17 protein-coding genes and 3 pseudogenes are annotated in these 19,178 nt (G+C 68.8%); 8 read left to right on the plus strand and 12 right to left on the minus strand.

Annotated elements, in window-relative coordinates:
- From tpx to ACGF0D_RS42445, 5 genes and pseudogenes are all read right to left on the minus strand, one after another.
- On the minus strand, positions 1-460 hold a 460-nt coding region (tpx, locus tag ACGF0D_RS42425; protein ID WP_392925668.1), incomplete at its 3' end, for a thiol peroxidase.
- Positions 461-761: 301 nt separating this feature from the next.
- Positions 762-1,307 carry a hypothetical protein gene (locus ACGF0D_RS42430; RefSeq protein WP_392925670.1) on the minus strand — a complete coding sequence of 182 codons (546 nt, stop codon included), beginning with the start codon at positions 1,305-1,307 and terminating at the stop codon, positions 762-764.
- On the minus strand, positions 1,304-1,450 hold the full coding sequence (locus ACGF0D_RS42435; protein ID WP_392876929.1) for a hypothetical protein: 147 nt from the start codon (positions 1,448-1,450) through the stop codon (positions 1,304-1,306). Before ACGF0D_RS42435 ends, ACGF0D_RS42430 begins: the two co-directional genes overlap by 4 nt.
- Before the next feature lie 141 nt (positions 1,451-1,591).
- On the minus strand, positions 1,592-3,043 hold the full coding sequence (gene ltrA, locus ACGF0D_RS42440) for a group II intron reverse transcriptase/maturase (protein ID WP_392925672.1): 1,452 nt from the start codon (positions 3,041-3,043) through the stop codon (positions 1,592-1,594).
- Between the two features lie 594 nt (positions 3,044-3,637).
- Positions 3,638-3,736, minus strand: a pseudogene (locus ACGF0D_RS42445) (IS5/IS1182 family transposase); the annotation flags it as partial.
- Between the two features lie 799 nt (positions 3,737-4,535).
- Here ACGF0D_RS42445 and ACGF0D_RS42450 point away from each other — a divergent pair.
- The 4 genes from ACGF0D_RS42450 (at position 4,536) to ACGF0D_RS42465 (ending at position 8,738) form a co-directional block, all read left to right on the plus strand.
- Positions 4,536-5,624, plus strand: coding sequence for a 3-oxoacyl-ACP synthase III family protein (locus ACGF0D_RS42450; RefSeq protein WP_392876927.1), 1,089 nt, complete (start codon positions 4,536-4,538; stop codon positions 5,622-5,624).
- A gap of 153 nt (positions 5,625-5,777) precedes the next feature.
- Complete coding sequence (locus ACGF0D_RS42455; RefSeq protein WP_392876924.1) at positions 5,778-6,041, plus strand: phosphopantetheine-binding protein; 264 nt, start codon at positions 5,778-5,780, stop codon at positions 6,039-6,041.
- Positions 6,031-7,665: an amino acid adenylation domain-containing protein gene (locus ACGF0D_RS42460; RefSeq protein WP_392925674.1), complete on the plus strand. Its 1,635-nt coding sequence runs from the start codon at positions 6,031-6,033 to the stop codon at positions 7,663-7,665. Before ACGF0D_RS42455 ends, ACGF0D_RS42460 begins: the two co-directional genes overlap by 11 nt.
- The gene (locus tag ACGF0D_RS42465; RefSeq protein ID WP_392925676.1) at positions 7,593-8,738 is read left to right on the plus strand and encodes an acyl-CoA dehydrogenase family protein; all 1,146 of its coding nucleotides are present in this window, start codon (positions 7,593-7,595) and stop codon (positions 8,736-8,738) included. Before ACGF0D_RS42460 ends, ACGF0D_RS42465 begins: the two co-directional genes overlap by 73 nt.
- Positions 8,739-8,821: 83 nt before the next feature.
- On the opposite strand, the gene ACGF0D_RS42470 is transcribed toward ACGF0D_RS42465, so the two are convergent.
- Genes ACGF0D_RS42470 through ACGF0D_RS42480 form a run of 3 tightly spaced genes read right to left on the minus strand, consistent with a single transcriptional unit; the run spans position 8,822 to position 10,303 of the window.
- A complete protein-coding gene (locus ACGF0D_RS42470; RefSeq protein ID WP_392925678.1) occupies positions 8,822-9,451 on the minus strand; it encodes an SDR family oxidoreductase in 630 nt (209 codons plus the stop codon).
- Entirely contained in the window at positions 9,444-9,707 is a 264-nt protein-coding gene (locus ACGF0D_RS42475; RefSeq protein WP_392876913.1) for a hypothetical protein, read from the minus strand. Before ACGF0D_RS42475 ends, ACGF0D_RS42470 begins: the two co-directional genes overlap by 8 nt.
- 5 nt (positions 9,708-9,712) lie before the next feature.
- Positions 9,713-10,303 carry a hypothetical protein gene (locus ACGF0D_RS42480; protein WP_392876911.1) on the minus strand — a complete coding sequence of 197 codons (591 nt, stop codon included), beginning with the start codon at positions 10,301-10,303 and terminating at the stop codon, positions 9,713-9,715.
- 587 nt (positions 10,304-10,890) lie between these two features.
- Here ACGF0D_RS42480 and ACGF0D_RS42485 point away from each other — a divergent pair.
- The gene (locus ACGF0D_RS42485) at positions 10,891-11,685 is read left to right on the plus strand and encodes a hypothetical protein (protein ID WP_392925680.1); all 795 of its coding nucleotides are present in this window, start codon (positions 10,891-10,893) and stop codon (positions 11,683-11,685) included.
- A gap of 751 nt (positions 11,686-12,436) precedes the next feature.
- Positions 12,437-12,802: a hypothetical protein gene (locus ACGF0D_RS42490; RefSeq protein ID WP_392925682.1), complete on the plus strand. Its 366-nt coding sequence runs from the start codon at positions 12,437-12,439 to the stop codon at positions 12,800-12,802.
- A 535-nt stretch (positions 12,803-13,337) separates the two neighbouring features.
- Here the strand turns inward: ACGF0D_RS42490 and ACGF0D_RS42495 are convergent.
- The 3 genes from ACGF0D_RS42495 to ACGF0D_RS42505 all read right to left on the minus strand — a co-directional run bounded on the left by ACGF0D_RS42495 (position 13,338) and on the right by ACGF0D_RS42505 (position 16,074).
- On the minus strand, positions 13,338-13,544 hold the full coding sequence (locus ACGF0D_RS42495; protein ID WP_392925683.1) for a hypothetical protein: 207 nt from the start codon (positions 13,542-13,544) through the stop codon (positions 13,338-13,340).
- A gap of 1,101 nt (positions 13,545-14,645) precedes the next feature.
- A complete protein-coding gene (locus ACGF0D_RS42500) occupies positions 14,646-15,854 on the minus strand; it encodes an IS110 family transposase (RefSeq protein WP_392925685.1) in 1,209 nt (402 codons plus the stop codon).
- Entirely contained in the window at positions 15,838-16,074 is a 237-nt protein-coding gene (locus ACGF0D_RS42505; protein ID WP_392925687.1) for a hypothetical protein, read from the minus strand. The genes ACGF0D_RS42500 and ACGF0D_RS42505 overlap by 17 nt, the downstream gene beginning before the upstream one ends.
- Before the next feature lie 418 nt (positions 16,075-16,492).
- On the opposite strand from ACGF0D_RS42505, the gene ACGF0D_RS42510 reads away from it, so the two are divergent.
- On the plus strand, positions 16,493-17,095 hold the full coding sequence (locus ACGF0D_RS42510; RefSeq protein WP_392876900.1) for a hypothetical protein: 603 nt from the start codon (positions 16,493-16,495) through the stop codon (positions 17,093-17,095).
- A gap of 143 nt (positions 17,096-17,238) precedes the next feature.
- Here the strand turns inward: ACGF0D_RS42510 and ACGF0D_RS42515 are convergent.
- Positions 17,239-18,432, minus strand: a pseudogene (locus ACGF0D_RS42515) (reverse transcriptase/maturase family protein); the annotation flags it as partial.
- 532 nt (positions 18,433-18,964) lie between these two features.
- Between ACGF0D_RS42515 and ACGF0D_RS42520 the strand changes: the two are divergent.
- Positions 18,965-19,108: pseudogene (locus tag ACGF0D_RS42520) on the plus strand (ATP-binding protein); the annotation flags it as partial.
- Between the last annotated feature and the right edge of the window lie 70 nt (positions 19,109-19,178).

Here is a 19,178-nt window from a genome sequence, read left to right on the forward strand (position 1 = left end):
CGGCGATCTCCGCGACCAGCTCGGTGTGGAGGACGGTGTCGTTCTCGTCGAGGACGACGACGGCGCGGGCGGTGAGGCCGGCGAGGGGGCCGTCGGCGATGGCCACGCCGTAGGTGTCGTGGAAGTCGCGGGCGCGCAGGGTGGAGAGGGTCTTGACGTTGTCGAGGCCTTCGGCGCCGCAGAACCGGGCCTGCGCGAACGGGAGGTCGGCGGAGACGCAGAGCACGACGGTGTTGTCGAGCGAGCCGGCCTTGGCGTTGAACGCGCGCACCGAGTTCGCGCAGGTCGGGGTGTCGACGCTGGGGAAGATGTTGAGGACCTTGCGCTTGCCGGCGAAGTCCTTCAGGGACACGTCGGCGAGTCCTTCGCCGACGAGGGTGAATGCGGGAGCCTGGGTGCCGGTGGCGGGCAGTGCGCCGCCGATCTGTACCGGGTTGCCCTTCAGCGTGACCTGAGCCATGAAAAGTCTCCTACCAGCGGTATGCGGGATGCAACGCGCCGATCCTACTGCCCGTCCCTGTTCCCGCGACGGGGCGACCACGGATCCGGACATGGGGTCACGCGGTCACGCGGGCATGGGGGCTTGGGGGGAGTGGGGCAATGCCGCGTAGTTAAGGGGCGGTTGGGTTGGTCAAGGCCATGTTCGGGTGGTGTTTCAGCCGGCCGGGAACGGCCCATTCGGGAGGGCGGCCACATCTACCACGTGGCTCTCTATGTCGGTGACGGATTGATGATCTCCGCACCGAAGACCGGCGACGTCGTCAGTCACATCCCCGTTGCGGACCTGCCCGCCTCCGACTTCGTGGGCGCCACACGACCGTAGCGGGTCGTTTTGTAGGTTTCCAATTCACTTTGCGTTTCCCCACTGACTCTGCGCCTACGTTGCGCATGTGCAAGATCAGAGGACGTTGAGTCCGTTTCTGGTAGTGGCCGCGTCCGGGTTGGTCGATGAGTCCTTGACGGACGAGTCGTTCCAGGCGGGAGCGGGTGACGTTGATCGAGGGCTCGTCGGTGGGCAGTCCGAGGAGTTCGTGGAGGTCGCGGACCTGGAAGACCCGCCCGGGGTGCTCGTTGAAGGTGGTCACGGTGCGTTGGTAGACGGTGGCGGGCTCCTCGGAGGCCTGTGTGTGGTCGGGCAGGGCGAGGCTGTCGATGACCTTGCGGGTGGTGACGATCTCGGCGAGGCGGGCCTCGATATCGGCCAGGGCACGGGTGAGTTGCTCGATCTGTTCTCGCAGGCCGTCGGCGCGTGCGGTGGTCTCGTCGTGTTCGGCTTGCAACAGCCGCAGGAGTTCGGTGACGTTCACGCGGCCAGCCCCACCTCGTCGCGCCAGGCGGGGCTGGGGGTGGTGAGGCGGTGGAGCATGCCGGCGGTGGAGGCCCAGTAGGCGCGGGAGGCGGTGTTGTCCAGCCGGTGGTCGTAGTCACGGGCGAGGCGCCGGTGGAGCATGAGGGTTCCGTTGACGGAGAGTCGGCTCGGGGCGCGGTGGCCGGGTTTCCCCGGCTCCGTCTCCCCGGGCCGCTCACCGAACCGGACGTGCGACTCTCACCGCATCCGGCTCTCCATGGGTACTGCCGCTGGATCGATGGTCTATGCGGTCCACGGCGTCGGGATGCTCAGTCCGCGCCAGCGGTAGCGGGTGACCGCCACTGCGGCGATGTTGAACAGCTCGACTCCGTCCAGGGCGATCTGCCGCCAGCCCTGAGGGCCCTTGAACTGTCGGCGCAGGGCCGTCCACGTCATGCGCCGCCGATACGTGATCATGTTGACCACCCGCCACCACACGAACGAACGCAGAGCATTGAAGGTGTGCTTGGCGACGGCGTGCTTGAAGTAGTTGGCCCAGCCGCGCAGGATCTGGTTGATCCTCGACAGCACGGCGGCGAACGGGACCTGCGACCTCCTGTGGGTCAGTGCCCTGATCTTCCGCTTCAGTTCGCGGACCGGCTTGTCCGCGATGAACGTGTAGACGTAGCACTTGTCCGTCCCCCGTTTGCGCATCCACTTGATGTGGAAGCCGAGGAAGTCGAACCCGTCGGCCAAGTGCACCACGCGCGTCTTGGACTGCGACAAGCGCAGCCCGAGCGGGGCGAGAACCTCGCTGATCTCCGACCTCAGTGCCTCGACGTGATGACGTTCGCCCCTGACCAGCACGACGAAGTCGTCCGCGTAGCGCACGATCCGCCAGTTGGGCAGATGCTTGGCCACCCGCGTGAAGCGGCGCGAGTCGCTGGACATCGTCCCGCCCGGCTTCCACGGCCCCATCATGTGCTCGTCGAGCACGGACAGAGCGATGTTGGCCAGCAACGGGGAGAGGATCCCGCCTTGCGGGGTGCCGGTCTCGGACGGCTCCATCATCCCGGTCTCCCGCAGGATCCCGGCCTTCAGGAACGCCTTGACCAGGGCGAGCACGCGCTTGTCCTTGACCCGTGCGCGCACCCGGTCCATCAGGGCCGTGTGGTCGATCGAGTCGAAGCACGCCTCGATGTCCGCGTCCAGGACCTGGCGGTAGCCTTGGGTGCCCCAGAAGTGGATCTCGGCGATCGCGTCGTGCGCCCTCCGGTCGGGCCGGAACCCGTAGGAGACCGACTCGAAATCGGCCTCGAAGATCGGCTCCAGCACCAGTTTCAGTGCCGCCTGGACCACGCGGTCGGCCACGGTCGGGATGCCGAGGCTCCTCAGCTTCCCGCCGTGCTTGGGAATCATCCGTTCGCGCACCGGCAGCGGGCGAAACGTCTGCTGCCGCAACTGCTCGCGCAGCTCGTCCAGGAACACTGCCACGCCCACCTGCTCGACGATGGAGCGGACCGTGATCCGGTCCACGCCGGCGGTGCGGGCACCGGTGTTGCCGGCGACCCGGTCCCACGCCATCGCGAGGAACCTCCGGTCGCATACCAGGTGGTAGAGATCATCGAAGCGGCAGCCGGGATCGGCCGCCGCCCAGCGGTGCAGCTTGGTCTGCATCTCCCGTACCCGCAGCGGACGCACCAACGGCGCGTCGTACTGCGCGGCCGGGGTCTCCACCCCGGCGTCTTCGAGCATTGCAGTCCCCTTCTACTCGTATCCCACTGCCGCCCTTCGCCATGCACGCGGCTTTCCCGCGCTCGGACTACTACAGCGGCTCCGCCCCGCCCCGACCCGTTCGGCCGACAGTGGGCCCAGCCCGGATCTCCGCGCCGGATGCGCGGCCCGTGGCGGGACCGGGACGGTTCCCGTGTTCACTTGTGATCGCTTGTCGGAGGAGGCGCCCGGCTATACCCCGGCGGCATCGCCACGGTTACGCCGCAGACCTTCACCGTGGCCTTGCGCAGCAGCGAACATGACCACCGCGCAAGTCGCCCGCCCAAAGAACGAGGCGGGCGTGCACCGCTCCCAGCCCAGATCCGCCAGGTTCGAGCTGGTGGGATTGGTTACGAGGCTTCACACACCGGTTTCTCGCGTACACCTCTCCGTCTCGCTCGCCGGGCACACGGCCATCTGGCAGTACTGGCCCCGCCCCGGCTTTGTCAGGGCTGCTTCCCGCCCTCCCCGGCACCTCCCGGGTCAGACTGCCCTCAGCTTCAACCCAACTGCTGCGACAGCGAGTTGGTGCAGGTATTTCACCTCCACTAGATCAACAAGCGCCTCACGGCGCACCTGCTCGACCGCCCACCGCTTCGGTTGCGGAACGAAGCCCTTGCTCTGGGTGTCGGGGTTGCGGCGGACTACCTCGACGGTGATGTCCTCCCATGCCCCAACAGCATCATGCGCACGACACGCGAGCCGGCCTGAACGACTCCGTACACACGAACGGGCGACACCAGATCATCCAGAACCGGACTTAAGGTCCTCTGAGTGACTTCAGCTCCTCGTTTTCCACGAGTTTCAATCGGAGCGGACCGTGCAGGTTCCGGTTCTTCCGGGGCGTTTTGATTCCGGCCATTGATCGGCCTTTTTCGGCAGGCCGGCGGTGGGTGGTCGGACTGTTCGACGGGAAACGTCCGAAAAGTGGGGCTTCGGCGCGGTCGGTATTTTTTGGTATTCCGCCCCCTCGTGGGGCCTCATGAGTGCACCGGTCTCCAATTCAGGCACAGGAGTCACACTGGAAAGCGCCTGCGTTCGTGAGCGACTGGGGAGCCTTGAACGCGGGGAACTTTTCTGCAAGGATCTTCGACGCGGGGCCCGATCACTGCGGGAAAGTCGGAACGAATTCCCGCGGCGGTCGGACCGCCCAGTTCCTCGGTAAGCACGGCGCGGGGTCCGCATCCTGCATGCGAGACGCCCGTGGGTACCGTCTGCAATTCCGGTCGCCGGTGTCCGGTCCTCCCCCTTGAAACATTCGTCGGCGGGTGCACCCGCGCCCGCCGACGGCTGCGGAATTCCGGTCGAAGCCTGCGGCCGATCCGCCGGAGGTGGTTCGAGGCCCGTGGCGGCACGGCCACGGGGGTGTCCCGTTCAGGGAGGCGCCGGCCGTCGGATTCCCCGTGCCCCGCACGCTCCCCTCGCCGACAGCACCACCGCACCCGCTCCTTGTCGTCCAACGAAAGGTTCGGTCATGACATCCGTCGGGATCCTCTCCCTGGCGACGTACCTGCCCCAAGGCCTGCGAACGAACGACTGGTGGGGGCTTCCGCCCACCACGCCCTCGGGGGACAGCGTGGGCCCCACGCCCCGCAACCACTTCGACGCGGCCATGCAGCCCTACATCGACGACCCCTTCTTCGGGAGCGTGGAACGCCGCGTCGCGGCCCAGGGCGAGACCTCCCTGTCGCTCGGCGCGCAGGCGGCCACCCGCGCGCTGACCGCGGCGGGACTCGAACCGGGCGACATCGACGGGCTCATCGCGGTCTCCATGTTCCCCGACCGGGTGGGATCCGGTGACGCCGGCTACCTCGCGAAGGAACTGGGAACGGGAGGCGGCGCCTTCAACGTCGAGGCCACCTGCTCGGGATCCCTCTCCGCGCTGCTGACCGCGTGCGCGCTGGTCCGCTCGGGGCTGAAGAAGCGCGTCCTGGTCGTGGCCACCTCGATGCTGGCGAGGGCCATCGACGCCGACGACGTCACCCTCCGGCTGTGCGGTGACGCCGCGGGGGCGATCGTCGTGGGCGAGGTCGAGGAGGGCTTCGGGCTCCTGGGCGCCAAGACGCTCAACACCAGCGAGACCTGCGGCACCTGGATGATGGACACGGTCGAGGACGGTTCGGGCAGCACGGCCGGCGGCCGGCGCATCCGTCTCCGGGTGGACCCGTCGATCGCGCACGTCTTGCGCTACACCGCGGAACCGTTTCTTCTGGAGACCGTCGACGGCGCCCTCGAGGCAGCCGGCGCCACCCGGGACGACGTGGCCGCCTTCATCGTGAACACCCCGACCGCCTGGCACGCCGACTTCTCCGCACGCGCACTCAAGGTCGCCTCCGAGAGGGTCGTCAACACGTTCCCGCGGGTCGCGAACATCGGGCCGGTCTTGATGCCGTTCAACGCCTTCACCGCCGCCTCACAGGGCCTCATCAAGCCGGGGGACCTGACCGTCCTCTACACCTTCGGCGGCCAGGCGGAGGCCGGGGCCGCGGTGTTCCGCTGGTCCGACACGATCCTCGCGCCCGAGCCGGAGCCGGCCACCGTCTTCAACGCGCCGCGCCTCTGACCCACTGCGGCTCCTCTGCCTCCGCGCCATCCCCGGTGCGGCAGTACGGACACCCCGACACGCCATCACCCCGACACGCCATCGCGCCAACACGCCAACACGCCAACACGCCAACACGCCCTCGCGTCAGCACACCGACACACGGAGACCACTGTGAGCGACATCCACGACAGCATCCACGCCTACATCCTGGCGAACATCATCAAGGACACCGACCCGAGCGCGCTGCCCGACGATCTCGAACTCGTGGAGAGCGGCGTCCTGGACTCCATAGGCATCATGAAGCTGGTCACGTTCCTGGAGACCACCTTCGACATCGAGGTCGGCGTCAGCCACCCGCGCGAGTACTTCAAGACCGTCGCCCACATCGTCGAGTACGTCGAGGTGCGCGTCGGGGGCGCCGGTAATGAAGGCTGATCCGACCGTAGCGCCGGACTCCCTCGACCAGTACCTCGACCGCACCGCCGAGCGCCTCCCGGACGGCGAAGCCGTCGTCGGCAGCGACGGACGCGGCATCACCTTCCGGGAGCTCCACCGCCTGTCCGCCAAGGTCGCGGCCTACCTGTCACGCCACGGCGTGGGGCCGGGCGACCGCGTGGGCCTGCTGCTGCCCAAGTCCCCCGAGACGGTCGCCGTCATGCTCGGCACGCTGCGCGCCGGCGCCGCCTACGTCCCCATCGACGCGAACGGCCCCGCCGAACGCGCGGCCAAGATCCTCTCCGACTGCGCGGTCCGTGTCGTCTTCACCACACGGGACGCCCTTCTGCGCCTCGACCGGACGGCCGCCCAACCGCACCTGACGCCAATCCTGCTGGCCCCCGGCGCACAGGAACCGTCCGACACACCCCACGCGGTGTGGGCCGATGTCCTCGCGGCGGACGAGAAGGACGCCCCGCGGGTCGAGCCCGATCCCGACCGACTGGCCTACCTGCTCTACACATCCGGCTCCACCGGAACCCCCAAGGGCGTGGCCATCACCCACCGCAACGCCGTCAGCTTCGTCGAATGGGCCTCGGCCGCCTTCGCCGTCACCGAAGCCGACCGGCTGTCCGGCCACGCGCCGTTCCACTTCGACCTGTCCGTCTTCGACGTCTACGCCGCGCTGCGCAACGGTGCCGGCGTCCACCTCATCGACACCGACCTCGCGGCCAGCCCGCGCCACCTCGCGAGATTCGTCTCGTCGCGCAGGATCACCATCTGGTACTCGGCCCCGGCCATCCTCGGCGCGATCGGTGCGATGGAACCCGCCCCGCCGGCCCTCGCGGACCTCCGGCTCGTCCTCTTCGCGGGCGAGCCCTTCCCCCCGGCGAAACTGCGCCGCATCAAGCAGACCTGGTCGGGCCCCGACTACTTCAACCTCTACGGGCCCACCGAGACCAACGTCTGCACCTACCACCCCATCCCCGACGAGGTCCCCGACGACCGCCACGACCAGTACCCCATCGGTGCGCCGTGCTCCCACTGCGACGCGCTGCTCGTCGACGAGGACCACAACCCCGTCGACGGGGAGGAGGGGTTCCTCGCGATCGCCGGCCCCTCGGTCTTCCCGGGGTACTGGCGCGACGGACGGCCGGTGCAGGCGGCGTCGCACTTCACCACCGCCGACGGGCGCCTCTGGTACGACACCGGCGACGTCGTCCGGCGGGAGGGGGGCGTCTTCGTCTTCCGGGGTCGGCGTGACCGGATGGTCAAGCGCCACGGCTACCGGATCGAGCTCGACGAGATCGAGAAGGCCCTGGCGGCCCACCCGGACCTGAGCGACGCGGCCGTGGTCAGCACCGAGAGCGACGGCCAGTGCGTCATCACCGCGTTCATCGTCGCTCCCACCGGGGCGCCGTCGGCACCGGACCTGAAGCGCTACACCCAGGGGTACCTGCCCCGGTACATGCTCCCCGACCGGTTCCAGGCCCTGGAGGAGCTGCCCCGCACGTCCACAGGAAAGACCGACTACCGTCATCTGGAGGGCCTGTGCCAAGCGGAACCGACGAGCGACAACGGGAACTCTTCGAACGTGCTGCGGACTTCGCCCGCCAGAATCTGAACGACGACATCCCCGGCCGCAACCGGGACGGGGTCTTCGACCGGGCCGCCTGGAAGCTGTGCGCCGAATTCGGTCTGCTGAAGATGGCGATCCCGGACGAGGGCGAGTCGATGCCCCGGCTCAGCGACCTGATCGCGGTCATGGAGGGGCTCGGCTACGGGAGCGACGACCAGGGCCTGCTTTTCTCGCTCAACGCCCACCTCTGGACCACCATGGTCCCGCTGGTGCTGTACGGCACCCAGGCGCAGCGGGAACGCTACCTGCCCGGGCTGGCCGACGGAACGCTGATCGGGGCCAACGCCTCGACCGAGCCGGAGGCGGGCTCGGACGTCTACGCGATGAAGACGACCGCGCGACCCGCCGACGGCGGCGGCTACTTCCTCGACGGCACCAAGACGTACATCACCAGTGCCCCGGTGGCCGACCTCCTCGTCATCTACGCCACCCTCGACGAAGAGGCCGGACCGCTCGGGATCACCGCCTTCCTCGTGGACGCCGACACCCCCGGCCTGGAACGCAGCCCCGCCTTCGACAAGATGGGGCTGCGCACCGCGGCGATGGGTCGTGTGGACCTGAAGCAGTGCTGGGTGCCCGACAGCGCCGTGCTGGGGCGGCCCGGCCGCGGAAGCTGGGTCTTCGAGAGCGCCATGGAGTACGAGCGCGGCTCCATCCTGGCGGCATGCCTGGGCGTGATGCGCCGCCAGGTGGAGAACGCCGTCCAACACGCCCGCCGGCGGCAGCAGTTCGGCGAGCCGATCGGGAAGTTCCAGGCCGTATCCCACCGCATCGCCGAGATGAAGGTCCGGCTCGACGCCGCGCGCGCACTCGTCCAGCGGATCGGCGTGCTCAAGGACGAGGGCAAGGACGCCACCCTGGAGGCAGCCGTCGCCAAGCTGTACGTCTCCGAGGCGTACGTCCAGTCCTCGCTCGACGCCGTGCGTCTCCAGGGGGCGAAGGGCTACCTGTCCGCCAACCCCGAGTCATGGCAGCTCAGGGACGCCGTCGGGTCGTTGCTCTACTCGGGGACGTCCGACATCCAGCACAACATCATCGCTCGCGAACTGGGCCTCTGAGGCCCGCTCGACGACCGGGCCGTGACGGCGCGGTGGGCCGGGTGGAATCGACGGGGACGGTCGACTCCACCCGGCCCACCGCGTCACATCCCACCGCCGGGAGTGACCCCGCCGTCGACGACCAGGGTCTGGCCGGTGATCCAGCCGGCGTCGGGGGAGAGCAGGAAGGCGACCGCGCCCGCGACGTCCTCCGGGACGCCGAGGCGGCCCAGCGGGTAGGCGGCGGAGGCCTTCTCCTCGCGGCCCTCGTACAGCGCTTCGGCGAACTTCGCCTTCACCACGGCGGGGGCGACGGCGTCGACCGTGTGCCTCCTGGCGCAGGCTGCCGACCCAGTCCGGCACTCCGCGGGGCAGCGCGCCGAGGTGGTGGCAGTCGCCGCAGCCGCCTCGGCGGCGGCCCGAACGCGCGCACGCAGGTTGCCGGTGTCCAGGCCGACCCCGACCCGCACGTACGCGACGCGGGCGGTCGCCGCCCGCACCTTCTCCGCCAGCCCGGAGGTATCCGGGTCGACGGCGACCTTGATGCGGGCGCGGGCGGCCTGCGTGGCGGCTTCGACGCGCTCGCGCAGCCCGGAGGCGTCCGGGTCCAGCCGAATCCTGGCCCGCAGGTTGCGCACCGCCGCGTCGACCCGGGTCTTCGCGTCCGTCGCGAACCCCGACGAGTCGGCGACGACCTCGACGACGAGGCGGCCGGAGTCGATCTCCTCAGCCACGACCGGCCGCCTTCCCGCTGCGACGCAGCACGGCGACCGCCCGTGCCATACCCGTGCCGTCCCGCTCGGGCCTGCGGCCGGCGCTCAGGTAGGCCGGGCGCGGCAGCTCGACCGGGCGGCGCAGGCGGTGCTCCGCCGCCAGCACCGACACCAGCTCGACCAGCTGGGCCAGCAGCTCCTGTGTCAGGCCCCAGCGGTCCGCGCCGATCTCCGCCCCGTCCCGGCGCAGCAGGGCCTCGGCAGGCAGCCCCCGCATCAGGGTCAGAAGGCGTCGGGTGCCGACGAATCCAGGGTCACCGGGCCGTCGCCAGACACCGCGGGCGTCGAGCTGGTAGTACCGCTGGAAATCGGCTTCGAGGTCGTCCCACCGCTCGAAGGCGATCCGGACGGCCCCATGAGTTCCCCCAGGCTGCCACCCGGGAAGTACTTCGCCCAGACGGCGCGCACCAGCTCGAAGATGTCCGGGTGGCTGGGACGCTGCTCCATCAGCCGGGCGAACCCGTCCTGCCCGAGCAGGCGGCGGCCCATCTCGGCGGCCGCGGCGAGCAGGTCGGACGGCAGGCTCGGCTCCGAGACGAGCACGTCCACGATCAGGCTCGCGGCCTCGGTCTGCTGGTCCCCCTGTGCCTGCGCGGCTTCCACCAGGGAACGCAGCAGCAGCGGCAGGTACGGGATGCCGACCAGCGGCTCCCACACCGCGAGCGGCAGCTCGGCCGGCAGCATCGCCACGGTGGCGCCGCCGAAGATCAGCGGTTCCTCCCCAACCGTGTACTCGGCCTTGGCAGCACGGGCCTTCTCGGCAGCAGCGGCCAGACGGCGCTCACGGGCGGCGTCCAGGTCGATCCCGACCATGTCGGCTCCTCGGTCTGTCGGCAACGGAACGCCGCAGACCGTAGGAGGCGAGGGCAGTTGGCGTCGCCCCGAGGACGGCAGGGCCCGGGCCGGCACGCGGGTCGGTAGGAGCCGTGCGGACCTCAAAGGGGGCACGCATGGCGATGCCCCGGCCGGGGGGGTGCCTCTATGCCCTTCGTCAAGGTTGCGTGGGTCAGACGGGCACGGGGCCAGGAGACCAGGAGCCCCGTTTCAGGGCCACGAAGAAGGCAACGGGGCTGCGCCGGGGCGGTAGGCCACCCGGGCGATCGCCCTCGCCCGATCGCTGTCCTGGTCCCGATCTGGCGAAGCGCTGGGCTGTCGAGCGCTTGTCCGGGACGGATCACGGTGCGCTGACCGCCACTCAGAACCGCGCGTCGCTTTCCAAGGGGCCGTGATCCACCAGGCCACAGATCTTTGATCGGTATGCGAAACGTGCCGCAATTCCACCTGGCTGGCCCCATGGCGTCACACCTTGGACATGTCCGAAGTGCCAGCCATAAGAGCTCTCATTACGTTCATCGCAGATCGGGCGCCTGGTCGGCGTCCGCGCGACAGAGAGAAGTGACATGTTCACGCGCGCACTAACTTTGACCGCTGCCGGCATAGGCACGACGGTCCTTGCAGCCACCGGCATCACCTACGCCTCGTCCCCCGCATCCAACCCAGCGCCCCTGCCCGTCCAGCCTGCGGCCCAGCCTGCGGCCCAGCCTGCGGCCCAGCCTGCGGCCCAGCCTGCGGCCCAGCCTGCGGCCCAGCCTGTCCAACAAGCCGCCCCGGCCGCGGCCGCCCCTGGTGGCGGCAACGCAGGCGGAGAGAAGAACGACAACCGCGGCCACGAGGGTGGCGGACGCGGCGAGGGCGGCGGACGCGGCGAGGGCGGCGGACGCGGCCACGAGGGTGGCGGACGCGGCGAGGGCGGCGAACGCGGCCACGAGGATGGCGGACGCGGCGAGGGCGGCGGACGCGGCCACGAGGGTGGCGGACGCGGCGAGGGCGGCGGACGCGGCCACGAGGGTGGCGGACGCGGCGAGGGCGGCGAACGCGGACACCGCCACAAGGAGGGAAGGATCTTCTTCAACGAACGAACGTTCTCCGCCCACACCGAGGGCTGCATCACCACGGCCAGCGGCCTGGGTGCCACCAGTTTCAACGTTTTCAACGACAGCTGGAAGACCATCGAGGTCTTCCGCGGCTTCAACTGCGACCACGGTGGTCCGGTCGCCATCGTGGGCCCCCACAGCTCCACCAACGGCGTGGCGGCCCGCCACTTCGACGAGGACGAGTCCCATTTCGGTGGCGCCTTCGATTGCGAGGGCGTCGTGGGCAGCTTCCGGGTGATCGGCCACCGCGGCGAGTGGTGACAGCACCGTCCGGAGCACGGGAGCGATCCCGGCCCGCCGGAAGCGGGCGCGACACGGCTTCGAGGCCGCCGCCCACGTGCATCAGCACCTGCTGTCGGCATACAGGTGAATGTGGCTCTGGCAAGGTTTTCGTAGGCAGAGATCATCCCGGAGCGGCGGTCTGCTGGTTTGCCAGTGGGCAACCTCTGACTGTGTCATGTTGAACTGACGGCGCTGTCACCGCACCTGGCCAATGTGCTGGTTGTCTCGGTCGAGGTCTTCGGTGCTGTCGTAGCGATCCGCGCCCGCACCCGGTCCGGCGGTCCGGCGGCGTGTACGGGCTGTGGAGTGTTGAGCGAGTGGGGCCAGCGCCGCTACGTGCGGCTGCTGGCCGACGCCACGGTCGGCGGTCGGCCGGTTCAGATCGACCTGACTGTACGACGTCTGTACTGCGACCACCTGGCCTGTCCGAAGGTGACCTGCGCCGACCGGGTACCTGGACTGACGGTGCGGTACCAGCGACGGACGCCGCTGCTGCAGCACCTGGTCAAGGCGGTCGGCGTCGTGTTGGCGGGCCGGGGCGGGGCCCGGATGCTGCGCATCCTCGACGTCGTGCTCTCGCGGTGCGCCTGCGCTTGCATCCCGCAGTCTCAGCCGCGGGACCTGCTTCCGCAGGTGGCTCATCGCGGCCACGATCCCGGCGGAGTGAATCAGTGCGCGAACCCTGCCGCGCACCACCACCGGCCGCCGCCCCGCCCTCGACGGCATCGGCGTGCTCGCGGTCTCCGGCTCGCTCGCCCTGGCCCTCGTCCCGCTCGTCCTCGGCCGGGAGGCCGGCTGGCCGCTCTGGGCCTGGGCGATGCTCGCCGCCGCCGTGCCCGCCTTCCTCGCCGCCCTGCGCTGGGAGGGCCGGCTCGCCGCCCGCGGCGGACAGCCGCTGCTCGACCCGGAACTGCTCCGCGGTCGGGTCTTCCGCACCGGGCTGGCCGTCAACGCCGCCTTCATGGCCTTCCTCGCCGGCTTCGTCTTCGTCATCAGCCTCACCGTGCAGACCGGCTTCGGCTACAGCCCGCTGCACTCCGGCCTGGTCTTCACCCTCACGGCTCTCCTCGACATACCGCCAGTGGATCGTCGGTGACTGTGCCGCCGGCCAGGGCCTCGAAGTCCCGGCCGGTCGGGGCATGAAACTGCTGCGGCTGAGTGACAAGGGTGCGGCTTCCCGAGAATGTTCACGGTGTGACGAGTCGAGCCCTCTTAACTTCTTCTGACACTCGACTGTATCGCCCGGCCGGCGGTTGCCCGCGTCCGTCACCGCTGGAGGTCATCTGATGATTCTTCGACCCTGGGTTGCAGCGTCCCTGGCCGGTGTGGCCATCGCTCTTGCTCCTGCGCCTGCAGGCGTCGCCGCGCAGGCGTCCACACTGCACGCGCCCGACTCCTCATGGCCCCGGGAAGAGGACGGGGAAGGGGCAGGAGAAGGGAATGGGGAGGGGCGCCGCCATCACTACAGTCCCTGGCGCCACTGCTTCAGCGCCCGCCGCGTCGTGCTCATCGACCGAACCCTCAGGGCGATTCTGACCAACAGCCGGCGTGGGCCGGAGGCTCTCGTTCTCCAGGGGAGTCCGTCGTCTTCGTCCTCGTCGCCGGAGGCACCGTGGGACAATTTTTCCGTTTCAACGTATTTGAACGTAAATTATCCCACCCAGACCAGCAGCCAGTACGAGTTTCAGATCCGTGGCTTCTTCAGGGAACACCCGGTCTTCGTGGTGAAGGCCTTCGACCGCCACGAGCGGGTCTTCCCGTTCGCAGGCGCCCGCTGCGTCGACGACTACTACGACGACGACCACGGTCACCACGACGACGGTGACCGCGATGACCACGCCCGTCCGCACGATGGTGTGGCTGCCGAGGGGAGTGACCCGTCCGGCGCCCCGTCGCCCCAGGGAGGGGACCATGGGCCCAACGGCCAGCCCGCGCCGGATGCTCCCGCCCCCGGCGGCACCAGCCTGGCTCCTCCGCCCGATGGCGCGGCTGGCGGTGGGAGCGTTGGCCGCCTGGGCGCGAAGCGCATCGGGATCGCGGCCGGCGGCTTGCTGATGGTTCTGGGAGCGCTGGCTGCGGCCTGGCTTAACCGCCGCCGCCGGCAGCGTGCCACTCGGCCGGAACAGGGACCGGCAGCACCTTCGACCCCTGACGGCACATCGGATCAGGAGCCCGATGTGCCGCCGACCCAGCCGTAGCGACACCGAACGGCCGCCCTCCCGGCGGAACCGGTCAGGAGGGACTGCTGCTTGCGGAGGGTTCCGACGTGGCCGAGGAACTCGGGCGGGGGTCGTGGGGGCAGATCAAGTTGGGGTTCTTGATTCCGAAGCTCAGTCCCCACTCCCGGTCACAGCCGCCCCAGTATTCTCCCACCCAAACGCAGTAGGGGCCGCCGTAGCTGTGACAGGGGCGCACTGATTCCTGCGGGCCCGGATTCGTGGAGAGTGGCCAGGACGATTCGGCCCTGCTCAGCGACGTGCCGGAGGATCCGACCATGCGGACCCGCGTGGCATCGGAACCGTGGGACGTCCGGTCCATGAGGAAGAGGGGCAGGCCGAAGGCCGAGACGGAAGCCGCCACCGATGCGGCAACGAGAGCACAGCGGGTCAGGCGCATGACTGTTCCTCCTGGCTTCGTGGTCTGTGGCAGGTGCGGACGAACTCTGCCCACGAGTGCCGCCGCCGTGAGCGCCGGAGTTGAACGTATGGTCTGGAAAACTCCCCGGCAGCCAGCGAACCGCCAATCAGGCGGCCTTGCCCCGGTTCTTCACTCGAAGGGTCTCCTCCCCGCCCGGAGATCGACCGGGACGGCTCGGCCGCACCCGACGAGCCGAAAGCGTTTTGACCGGAAGAACCGGGTCAGGGCGCTGAGTCGCGGGTCAACGGAGGTGAACGCCTCCGGGGGGGGTGCCTCGATGTCCTTCGTCAAGGCTGCGCGGGTCATGCTGGCGCGGATTCGGGGGTGCGGGTCTCGTAGAGGGTGCCGTCTCGGAGCACGGCGAACAGGACGCTGATGCGTTGGCGGGCGAGGCGGAGGAGTGCCTGGGTGTGGGTCTTGCCGCGGTCTCGCTGCCGGTCGTAGTAGGTCCGGGAGTCGGGGTCGTGCAGGGCCGCGAACGCGGAGAGGAACATGGCTCGTTTGAGAAGCCGGTTGCCGGTCCTGGGGGCGTGTTCGCCGTGGATGGAGGACCCAGAGGACCTGGTCGCCGGGGCGAGGCCGGCGTAGGAGGCTAGGTGGGCGGCCGTAGGGAAGCTGGTGCCGTCGCCGACGGTGACCAGCAGGGTGGCGGCGGTCCTGACCCCGACTCCGGGCATCGAGGTCAGGACCTTGGAAAGAGGGTGGGCCTCCAGCAGTTCGCCGATCTGGGTTTCGACGGCGCGCCGCTGTTCGTGGACGGCGGCGAGCGAGCGGGCCAGGGAGGGCACCACCATGTCCAGGGTGGTGGTGCCCGGGACGACGACGGTCTGTTCGTCGAGCGCGTCGAAGATCTCGTCAACCAGGCGTTCGGCCATGCGCGGGGCCTTGGGCCGTATCAGGGTCACAAGTCTTCGTCGGCCGGCTTTGCGCAAGGTGGCCGGGGAGCCGGGCTGTTCGAGTAGGTGTGTAACGGCGGGGTGGTCCAGGCGCGGGCCGAGGACACGTTCGAGGGAGGGGTGGAACTGGGTGAGCAGGCCGCGCAGGCGGTTGCTGGTGCGGGTGGCCTCGGCGGCGAGGTCCTGGTCGAAGCCGGTCAGGACGGTGAGCTGGGCTGCGGTCTCGTCGGCACGTTCGAGGGCGCGCAGGGTGTGGGGCATGGTGCGGGCGGCGTCCGCGATCACATGGGCGTCGCGGGCGTCGGTCTTGGCTTCGCCGGGGTAGAGGTCGGCGATGCGGCGCATGGCCAGGCCGGGCAGGTAGGCGACCTCGCAGCCGGCGTCGCGGGCCACGGCGAGTGGCAGGGCACCGATCGAGGCGGGCTGATCGACGATGACCAGGACGCGGCCGAACTTGGCGGTGAGCTTGTCGAAGACGGCCCGCAGTTTCGGTTCGCTGTTGGGCAGTCGCTTGTCGAAGACGGTCTTGCCGGCGGTGGTGAGGCCGTGGCCGTGGTGGTCGCCCTTGCCGACGTCCAGGCCGAGGAAGACCGCGATGTCACTCGTGTCGAACACCGAACCCCCCGAGGGTGTCGGCGTACGCGTGGATGTGCTCAGCCACGGACGAGACCGACGGCTTGGCGGTGATGCCGGCGGGCGCGGCGGGGGCGGAGGCGGACGTGGTGGAGGCGGCCGGGGTGACGGCGGCCATGGCGGTGCCCGCCGTCCCGAGGACGAGCACGCCGAGGACGGCCACGGAGGCCAGGCGCAGGGAGTTCCGCTTGGAGACGATCACGAGTGCACCCCTTTCAGGGGGACGTGGTCGTTCGGCCCGAGGACACGGTCCGTGTGGTTCGGGCACTGTCATCTGTAGGGACGCTCCCACTCACCGCATCGGTTGTGCGCGGATTGTCACCACCCTATAACAGTCAGCGATGATCAAGGAGCGGCACAGGATCGGGCCCACCGGCCGGGACCGCGCGGCGAAACCCCGGACGGGCATCGCTCCGGGTGAGAGGTTCGCCTGTTCGGCTCAGCGAGGATGACGGCCAGGAGACGGCGCCCGGAGACCTTCCTACCGTTGGACCCCGGGAGGCTGCATCCCCGCGGAGCCCGACCGAGGACCTCTCGCCCGTCGGCCACCGCTCACGCCGAACCCGGCAGTCTACTTCCACCGTGACCACGCAGGGTCCGGGTCGAAGGAGATGAAGGACATGAACACCACGCGCACCGCCCGCACGCCCGCGACACCCGCACTGAACGGGTGCCGGACATCACGCCGCCGCCTTCGGGCACGGATCGGGCTCGCCGCGACCGCCACGGCCCTGTCGCTGCTGCCGATCGCCCCGTCCACCGCCAGCGCGGCACCCCACCTCCCGCTCACACAGATCGTGCGGGAGGCCAAGGTGAAGGCGCAGCAGGAGCACCCCGGCTCGCAGTTCTACGACGCGGACGCCGTCCTGCTGACACCCACGACCAACCCCAATGACGTCCAGGCCTGGTGGATCCGCTTCCGGGCCAAGGGCTCGGAGCCGTCCTTCGAGTACAAGTACTCGACCACCGGTCAGTACCAGAGCACGCAGCCGTGGAGCGTCCCGATCGGGATCCAGGCCATCTCCCCGTTCACCATGACGGAGGTTCAGGCCCACGATCTGGCCGTCAAGGCCGGGCACACCGGCGCGTTCAAGCCCCTGTACCTCAATGAGCCCGTCGTGCAGAACCCGCATCCCACCTACTACTTCTGCATTCCCAGCGAGGGCAGGACGGTGGCGGTGGACACCGTGACGGGCCACGTCACCACGCCGTGGTCGTGCTAGTGACCACGGTGTGAGCCCTGTTCGGTGGCCGTCACCCAGCGGGGGTGACGGCCATCGGCGGCTGGCGACCCTTGCCGTCCGCCCGCTCGGTGCCGCCGAGCGGGCGGGCGGCAAGGGTCGCCAGCCTGGAGCGCGAAGGGCCGCCGCCGTACGGACCGGCCAGAACGCGCCCCAAACATGCATCGCTGTCGGATTACTTGCCGTGGGACGAAGAGGCCAATGTGACCATTCACTGCTCGACGCCCACGAGTGATCTTCGTGTCGGCAATCTGGGCTTTCAATTCGTAGCCGAGGAAGCGCGCCGGCTGGCTGACGGCGTGCGTGATCAAGGTTTTCGACTCGGAGAGTTCCAGCTTGAGTTCATCCCGCAGGAAATCCCTCATCCGTTCCTTGACCTCAACGGCTTCGTGCTTCGGCCCGGCGAACCCGAGCAGCCAGTCGTCGGCGTATCTGACGTAGCGCAACCGTCGGTAGCCCGGATCATTCGGATCGGCGCTCGGGAGGCTCCGTTGCACCTGCCGAAGCGAGCGCACCACTTCCTGATCCCCACGTCGGCCTGCCCGCTTGATCCGTGCTCCAATACGGCCGTACTCCAGGTTCCGTCGACGCAACCTGCCCCGGTTGTAGTCCGGCAACAACTGCTTTTCAACGAACTGATCAAGCCGGTCCAGGTAGATGTTGGACAGGATCGGCGACGCTACCCCGCCCTGCGGTGCACCACTCAGCGTGGCATTCCACCGCCAGTCCTCCAGGTACCCAGCCTTAAGCATCCGACGGATCAGTTGCAGAAGCCGGCCATCGTGGATCTTCTCCGTCAGGGTCCCGAGCATGACCTCGTGATCCAGGCTGCCGAAGCAATCGGAGATGTCCCCTTCGATGAACCAGTGAGTTCCTTTCCAAGTCTCCACCACCTCGTTCAATGCTATGTGGCAGCCTCGGCCGGGGCGAAAACCGTGGGAGCGGTCGGAGAACTGGACGTCGTAGTACGCCTCCAGCAGGAGGCGGACTACCTCCGCAACCAACTTGTCCGACCATGTCGGCAGTCCGAGCGGGCGTTTCTTCCCATTCTTCTTCGGGATGTACGTCCGCCTGGCTGGAGCCCAGCGGTACGACTCGGCGCGTAACTCGCCAATGATCGCATGGATTTTATCCAGAGACATGCCGTCCATGGTTTCCCCGGTGACTCCGGGGGTCATCGACCCCTTGTTGGAGTAGATTCGGCCGTAAGTCATCAGGAACAACTGCGGGTTGAACAGATTCCTATATAACCTCTCTAACGGCAAACCCTTTCTGCCGCGTTCCCGGATGACGTCCAGCACCGTTGTGGCGCTTTGCATTACGCATACCTCCCTTCGCTGAACGTCTCATTCACCTGTGTCCCTTTGCCCTGCAACCGGCTTTCCCGGCCTCCCTGGCAGGTCGTTACTCCTGCGACTAGTACGGACACTCCGTCGCCGTAGGGCTCGCGCCCCGTAGGCGATCCTGCGGTACGTCTTCGTTGTACGTGTCGAGCGCGACGTAGGCTGCCCACTCATCCCCTTGGCCATCCTCGCTGAATGGCGTTCACGCCATGGAGGTTGCCTCGATCTCCAACCGCGACCAAGGCATGATGTGACGTCGAACTCAGGCGTTGTTTCGACGGGTGTCTTGTGCGCCACTGGGAATTAGGCTTCAAGCAATCAAGCCTTAGCCATATCACGCGGGTCTTGCGGCACCCCATTCTGAACGCCTTCGAATGGACACCGCTTTCCGAGCATGTTGCTGTCCTCTTACGCTTTCGTGCTCAAGCGAGCTCGGTGACCCAAGAACCCCCCTCCAAGTTCATCCCGACTGCGTCGGGGATACAACGAAGCGCCACGCGGCGCACGCTGGACCAAGACCTTCACCGACCCCCGTCTCTGCGCGGCCATCGTCGACCGCCTCACCTTCGGCGGCAACATCATCGAGACCGGCACCGACTCCTACCGCCTCGCCACCACCCGCGCCCGCGCCGAACAACAGGCCGTCAGCTGATCGGCGGGACTGGCGGGCCCACACAGGAAGCCTTGATCGTGAGTGGCGGGGCGGTCTACTGTCAGCTGAC

This window comes from Kitasatospora sp. NPDC048298, from assembly GCF_043201465.1.
Classification (GTDB): Bacteria; Actinomycetota; Actinomycetes; order Streptomycetales; family Streptomycetaceae; genus Kitasatospora.